This is a genomic window from Rhodanobacter sp. Root627, assembly GCF_001427835.1.
Classification (GTDB): domain Bacteria; phylum Pseudomonadota; class Gammaproteobacteria; order Xanthomonadales; family Rhodanobacteraceae; genus Rhodanobacter; species Rhodanobacter ginsenosidimutans.
The window spans coordinates 427,387-434,225 of record NZ_LMGW01000003.1 but is presented as its reverse complement, the minus strand read 5'-3'; the positions used below and the strand labels follow the sequence as shown (position 1 = coordinate 434,225).

Here is a 6,839-nt window from a genome sequence, read left to right as displayed (position 1 = left end):
CGCCGATGGTAGTGTGGCTCGCCCATGCAAGAGTAGGTCACCGCCAGGGGCTTTATCCTGATCAACCCTCACCGGAAACGGTGGGGGTTTTTCTTTTGCGCGGCTTCTTTTTATCCGGCTGACGAAGCGCACCGTCCGGGCATTGGATAGCGCTGTTGAGGACGGCTTCCGTCGATATCTGGCCTGGTTTGTTCGTCGAGTCGATGCGATGGACCAGCGCCGCGCACAGTGCGCGCGATATGGACAAGCTGATGCTCATCTATGATGGGGAAGGCGCGCCATGTCGCGCACCTGAGGAGTGCGCACTTGTTTGTCCATGTCGAAACGCGTCGACGCGCCCGGTGGCATTGGGCGACCGCGTTGATCGTGTGTCTTTGCGTCATGTGTTTCGTGGGCCTGGCGTTGACGCCTGTGCCGACGCGTATCGCGCTGTTGCTGGAATGGGGCACGGTGCCCGCCAATATCTTCGATACCCACGAGGCATGGCTGCCGCAGTTGGTGGACCCTGCGTTGCTGCGTCTGTTTACCGCGCTGTTCATTCACGTCACGTGGTTGCACCTGATGAGCAACCTGTTGTTTTTGCTTATTTTCGGTCTGCCGGGTGAGCGGGCGTTGGGGTCGCTGCGGTTCCTGGCATTGTTCGTGATCGGCGGGATCGTGGCCAATCTGATCGGGGCCTTGTCCCTGGCCGGTGTGCGGCTGCCGATCATCGGCTGCAGCGGCGCGGTCTCGGCGGTGGTGGGCACGTATGTCGCGTTGTTTCCGCGGGCCAAGCTCGGGCTGGTATTGCCGTTGGGGCTCTATCTGGAATTCGTCCGCGTGCCGGCCTACCTGTTGATCGGTATCTGGGTGCTGCTGCAGCTGCTTTTCAGCTACGCGGGCCCCAGCTACGGCGCCTATGTATGGTGGGCGCACATCGGCGGATTCATGGTCGGCCTGGTGTTCGCGCTGTTCTCACGCGATGCCGTGGCGCGCCGCTTGCGCTATTGAGTCGGTGGGGGAGGGCGCCGCCTTCTGCCCCATGTGGAGATGGACGAACCGACGGAACAACCCGCGGGCCACCGGCGTAGCCGCCACCTCGCGGAAGATCTGGCGCGGGTCGGACCCCTCCCGCTGCATGTCGGCATGTTTGCGCCGGATATAGGCACGCATGACCTCGGCATTGAATTCCGGGTGGAATTGCGCGCTATAGGCCTGCTTGCCATAGCGCACCAGGTGGTTGGGGTCGCGCTCGGAACGGGCGAGCACGGTGGCTTCGAGTGGAATTTCCACAACGCTTTGTTCGTGCGTGGTGTGGGCACGAAAGCTGGTCGGCATTCCCTCGGTGAGGGCGTCGAGCGGGGCGTCGGCCAGGAAGTCGATCGGCAAGGTGCCAATCTCGCGCCCCCCGGGCAAATAATCGACACGGCCGCCCAAGGCGTGCGCCATCAGCTGATGGCCAAAGCAGATGCCGAACATCGGCAGTTCGGCGTCCATGGCGTTGCGGATCCAGCCGGCAGTGAGCTCGCTCCATGCGGCGCGCTCGGTAACCATCGCGGCCGAACCGGTAATGAGCGCTCCCGCCACCTCATTGGGCGCCGGTAGGCGTTCGCCGGCGGTCACGTCGATGACGCGAACCTGGCTGGACGGCAACCGCGCCGCGAGACAGAACCAGTGGGCGAAGTCGCCATGTCGGGCGCGGATGGGTTTGGGCGCGTGACCGGTGCGAATCACCAGAACGGGTTTGGACGGCGGAAAACGGTTGGGTGGAAATTTCATGCGGGCTGGAAGGGCAGGTGGAAAGAGGCGGGTTACGGTGCGCTGTCGCCAAGCGCGTCGATCGGGGGCAATACGGTGAGGATTTCCTGCACGGTGGTGAGGCCTTTGGCGACCTGGTCGGCCGCCGAGATCCGCAACGGGCGCATCCCTTCATCCAGTGCGGCCTGGCCGAACTTGCCAAGATCCAGTTGCGCCGACACAAGCGCCCGCAAGTGCGGGGACAGCATCATCATTTCGTAAATGCCGGTGCGACCCATGAAACCGGTGTTGCGACACTCCAGGCAGCCCACCGGGCGGAACACCTGCTCCGGCACGGGCATCGACCAGCCGTGGGTCAGCACGGCCCACGTGTGGGGATCCTGCGAGGTGGCTTCCTTGCAGTGGACGCATAGCGTTCGCACCAGACGTTGCGCCACTACGCCGGTGAGCGTGGATTGCAGCAGGTAATGCGGTACGCCCAGATCGAGCAGGCGGGTGATGGCGCTGGGCGCGTCGTTCGTGTGCAGCGTGGACAACACCAGGTGGCCGGTGAGCGACGCCTGCACCGCCATTTGAGCGGTTTCCAGATCGCGGATTTCGCCGATCATGATGATGTCGGGATCTTGCCGCAGCAGCGTGCGCACGCCGGCGGCGAAATCGAGATCGATCGATGCCTGCACCTGCATCTGGTTGAACTCGGTGGCCACCATCTCGATCGGGTCTTCCACCGTGCATACGTTGAGTGCCGGCGTGGCCAGATGCTTGAGGGTGGAATAGAGCGTCGTGGTCTTGCCCGAACCGGTGGGGCCGGTGACCAGCACGATGCCGTGCGGACGCTCCACCATGCTGCGCCACTGGGTACCCTCCGAGGCGGAAAAGCCGAGCTGCGCGAAATCCTTCACCACCAGGTCGGGGTCGAAGATACGCATCACCACTTTCTCGCCGAACGCGGTGGGCATGTTCGAGATGCGCAGTTCCACTTCGCGCCCGGCCGACGAGCGTGTCTTGATGCGGCCGTCCTGCGGGCGGCGCTTCTCGGCCACGTCCATGCGGGCGAGGATCTTGATGCGCGCGGTGACCGCCGTCATCACCGGTGGCGGCAGCTCGAACACCTTGTGCATGACGCCGTCGATGCGGAAACGGATCTGGCCGGCCTCGCGGCGTGGTTCCAGATGGATATCCGATGCACGCTGTTCGAACGCGTACTGCAGCAACCAATCGACGATATGCACCACATGGCGATCGTCCGCGCCCACTTCACCCGTCTTGCCCAGTTCCACCAGTTGCTCGAAGTTGAGCAGGGCGGACGTGTCGTAGCCATTGCCCTTGGCATCCTGCGCCATCTGGATCGAGCGCTGTACGCCGTAGAACTCCTGCAGGTAGCGATTGATGTCCAGCGGGCTGGACACCACCCGCTTCACGTCGCGCCGCAGCATCTGCGACAGGTCGCCGGCCCATGCCGCATCGAACGGTTCGCAGGTGGCGAACGTCACCGAATCAGGGGCGGCGGCGACCGGAAGGATGCGGTGCCTTTGCGCATACGCGTGGCTGACCACCTGGGTGACCGCGCCAGCGTTGATCTTCATCGGATCGATTTTCAGGTACGGCAGGTCGGCTTTCGCCGCCAGCCATTCGGTCAGCGTTTCCAGGCTGAGCGGCCGGCCGGGGTCGCGCTGATTGGGCAGCTTGGCGTTGGCCACGAGCACCAGCGGGTGCAGTTCCACCGTGGCGCGTCCGGCGCGGATACCCATGCGCACCCGTTTCGCATCGTCACCCAGCAGAAAGCCGTCCACCACCAGCGAAGCCAGCAGATCGTCCAGTTGCAGTCGGCCGCGACGGCCGAGCAGCGACGCGATTGGCGGTGACATGGCCATCCGAATGAATTCCCGTGAGCCCCGGCTGGCCGCAACCAGCGTCGAGGCAAGCTGCCGCTATACTAACGCGCTTTATTGCAAGGTCACGGAGAACCATGTCCGCCCGCACGTTCCAGGACATCATCCAGACCCTCAACCGCTATTGGGCGGCGCAGGGTTGCGTGTTGCTGCAGCCGCTCGATACCGAAGTCGGCGCCGGCACTTTTCATCCCGCAACCTTCCTGCGCGCGCTGGGCCCGGAGCCCTGGGCGGCGGCGTACGTGCAGCCTTCGCGTCGGCCCACGGATGGCCGTTATGGCGACAACCCCAATCGCTTGCAGCACTACTACCAGTACCAGGTGGTGCTCAAGCCCAATCCCGAGAACATCCTGGAGTTGTACATCGGTTCGCTGAAAGAGCTGGGCCTCGATCCGCTGGTACACGACCTGCGCTTCGTCGAGGACAACTGGGAATCGCCCACGCTCGGCGCCTGGGGTTTGGGTTGGGAAGTGTGGTTGAACGGCATGGAAGTGACCCAGTTCACCTATTTCCAGCAGGCCGGCGGGCTGGAATGTCGCCCCGTCACCGGCGAAATCACCTATGGCCTGGAACGCCTGGCGATGTACCTGCAGAACGTGGACAACGTCTACGACCTGGTGTGGACCGACGGCCCGCGCGGCACGGTGACCTACGGCGACGTGTTCCACCAGAACGAAGTGGAGCAGAGCACCTACAACTTCGAGCACGCCAACGTGGCCGAGCTGCTGCATTGGTTCGACGTCTGCGAAAGCGAGGCGAACAAACTGGTGGCCGCCAACCTGCCGCTGCCCGCCTACGAACAAGTCATGAAAGCCAGCCACACCTTCAACCTGCTCGATGCCCGTCGCGCCATCAGCGTCACCGAACGCCAGCGCTACATCCTGCGCGTGCGCACCTTGTCGCGCGCCGTGGCTGAAACCTACGTGGCGCAACGGGAGAAACTCGGTTTTCCGGGGCTGAAACAGGCAAAGGAGCAGGCCCGTGGCTGAGCATGAATCGCTGTTGATCGAACTGGGCACCGAAGAGCTGCCGCCCAAGGCGCTGGATGATCTCGCCGCGGCCTTCCTGCGCGGCATCTGTGACGGCCTGGCCAAACGTGGCATCGGCGCCGATCTGGATCACGCCATCCTTTATGCGTCGCCCCGGCGGCTTGCCGTGCATATCCCGCACGTGGCCACCCATCAGCCGCCGCAATCGATCGAACGCCGGGGCCCGGCACTGGCGGCCGCACACGGCAGCGACGGCCAGCCCTCGAAAGCGCTGCTGGGCTTTGCCCATTCCTGCGGCGTCGGCGTTGACCAGCTGGAGAAACTCGAGACCGACAAGGGCGCCTGGTTTGTCTGGCGCACGGTCAACCCGGGCCAGCCGGTTTCGGCGCTGCTGTCCGAGGTCATCAACGAGGCCCTGGGCCATCTGCCGATTCCCAAGGCGATGCGCTGGGCCGATCACGACTACAGCTTCGTGCGCCCCGCGCATTGGCTGGTGATCCTGCACGGGGCCGAGGTCGTTCCCGGCGAAGTGCTGGGCCTGAAGAGCGGCCGCATCTCGCACGGGCACCGTTTCATGCATCCCGAGCCGGTGACGATCGCCGATGCCGACAGCTGGCTGGACACGCTGCGCGCCGCGCACGTGCTGGCCGACCCGGTCGAGCGCCGCCAGCGGATCCACCAGCAGGTTGGGCAGGCCGCGCTCGAAACCGGCGGCGTGCCGCGCATGGATGACGCCCTGCTGGACGAACTGGCCAACCTCACCGAATGGCCCGTGGCGATTGCCTGCACGTTCGAGCGCGACTTTCTCGAAGTGCCGCCCGAGGCGCTGGTGACCACCATGGTCGCCAACCAGAAATTCGTCCCGGTATTCGACGCCAACGGCGCGCTCACCGAACACTTCATCGGCATCGCGAATATCCAGAGCAAGGAGCCAGCCGAGATCCGCAAGGGTTACGAGCGGGTGATCCGGCCGCGTTTCGCTGACGCCAAGTTCTTCTGGGATGAAGACCTCAAGACGCCACTCGCCGACAACCAGGAGTTGCTCAAGAGCGTCACCTATCAGCAGGCGCTGGGCAGTCTGTGGGACAAGAGCGTGCGGGTGGCGGAACTGGCGCGCATCGTCGCCAACCGCGTCGGCGCCGACGCCGGGCTCGCCACGCGTGCCGCAAGCCTGAGCAAATGCGACCTGCTGACCCGCATGGTCGGCGAATTCCCGGAACTGCAGGGCGTGATGGGCCGCTATTACGCCAATCGCCATGGCGAACCGGCCCAGGTGGCGAACGCGCTGGACAGCTATTACCAGCCGCGTTTCGGCGGCGACGCCATCGCCAGCGACGCGATCGGCCAGGTGCTGGCGGTTGCCGAACGACTCGATACGCTGGCCGGCATCTTCGCGATCGGCATGAAACCCGGCGGCAACAAGGATCCCTTCGCCCTGCGCCGCGCCGCGCTCGGCCTGGCGCGTACCTTGATCGAGGCGAGCATGGACCTCGATCTGCACGGCAGCTTCCTGGAAGCGCTGGAACTCATACCCGACAGCGCGCTGTCGGCAGCGCTGAAACCCGGCAAAGATGGCGTCGTACCTGCGCTGAAGCCCGGCCGCCGCGCCGTCCTGGCGGCTGAACTGTGTGATTTCGTGTTCGACCGCCTGCGCGGCTACTACGCCGAGCAGGGCTTCGACACCAATCAGTTCGAGGCCGTCCTGGCCGTGCAGCCGCGCAGCCTCATCGACTTCGACCGCCGCCTGCGTGCCGTGGCTGAATTTGGCCGCCGCCCCGAGGCCACGAGCCTGGCTGCCGCCAACAAACGTGTGGCCAACATCTTGCGCAAATCCGAGTCCGAGGGGGGCGCCGCGCTGCCCGCCGTGGACCCGGCACTCTTCGAAACCGACGCCGAACGCCAGCTCGCCGCCGACCTGGACGCTGCCCGTCGCGATACCAGCGATGCCCTGGCCCAGGGTGATTACACCGCCGTACTGAGCCGCCTGGCCCGGTTGCAGGCCCCGGTGGACAGCTTCTTCGACAGCGTACTGGTCAATGCGGAAGACCCGGCCACCCGTGCCAATCGCACCGCCTTGTTGCGACAACTGCAGGATCAGTTCACGGCGATTGCCGACATCGCCAGGCTGTAGCCGCGCGTCGGGCATCGGATCAATCGTGCTGATGGGCGGTCGACCACCGTTCCTGACGAAGCACCGGCTGTAACGATCAGCGACCTGCAC

At 64.9% G+C, this 6,839-nt stretch carries 5 protein-coding genes; 3 read left to right on the top strand and 2 right to left on the bottom strand.

Translation table 11 applies throughout. From position 1 onward, the window contains the following. The first annotated feature begins 306 nt into the window (after nt 1–306). Nucleotides 307–990 (top strand): rhomboid family intramembrane serine protease, encoded by a 684-nt coding sequence (locus ASD68_RS14705; RefSeq protein WP_056084306.1) that lies wholly within the window; start codon nt 307–309, stop codon nt 988–990. On the opposite strand, the gene ASD68_RS14700 is transcribed toward ASD68_RS14705, so the two are convergent. Together ASD68_RS14700 and ASD68_RS14695 are read right to left on the bottom strand one after the other, a co-directional pair. Continuing rightward, on the bottom strand, nt 955–1,758 hold the full coding sequence (locus ASD68_RS14700) for a glutamine amidotransferase (RefSeq protein ID WP_056608052.1): 804 nt from the start codon (nt 1,756–1,758) through the stop codon (nt 955–957). The two genes, ASD68_RS14705 and ASD68_RS14700, sit on opposite strands and share 36 nt — an antisense overlap. A 32-nt stretch (nt 1,759–1,790) precedes the next feature. After that, the gene (locus ASD68_RS14695; RefSeq protein WP_056608049.1) at nt 1,791–3,611 is read right to left on the bottom strand and encodes a GspE/PulE family protein; all 1,821 of its coding nucleotides are present in this window, start codon (nt 3,609–3,611) and stop codon (nt 1,791–1,793) included. 95 nt (nt 3,612–3,706) lie between these two features. On the opposite strand from ASD68_RS14695, the gene glyQ reads away from it, so the two are divergent. After that, nucleotides 3,707–4,618 carry a glycine--tRNA ligase subunit alpha gene (gene glyQ / locus ASD68_RS14690; RefSeq protein WP_056608047.1) on the top strand — a complete coding sequence of 304 codons (912 nt, stop codon included), beginning with the start codon at nt 3,707–3,709 and terminating at the stop codon, nt 4,616–4,618. After that, the gene (gene glyS / locus ASD68_RS14685) at nt 4,611–6,749 is read left to right on the top strand and encodes a glycine--tRNA ligase subunit beta (RefSeq protein ID WP_056608046.1); all 2,139 of its coding nucleotides are present in this window, start codon (nt 4,611–4,613) and stop codon (nt 6,747–6,749) included. Before glyQ ends, glyS begins: the two co-directional genes overlap by 8 nt. Nucleotides 6,750–6,839: the final 90 nt, after the last annotated feature.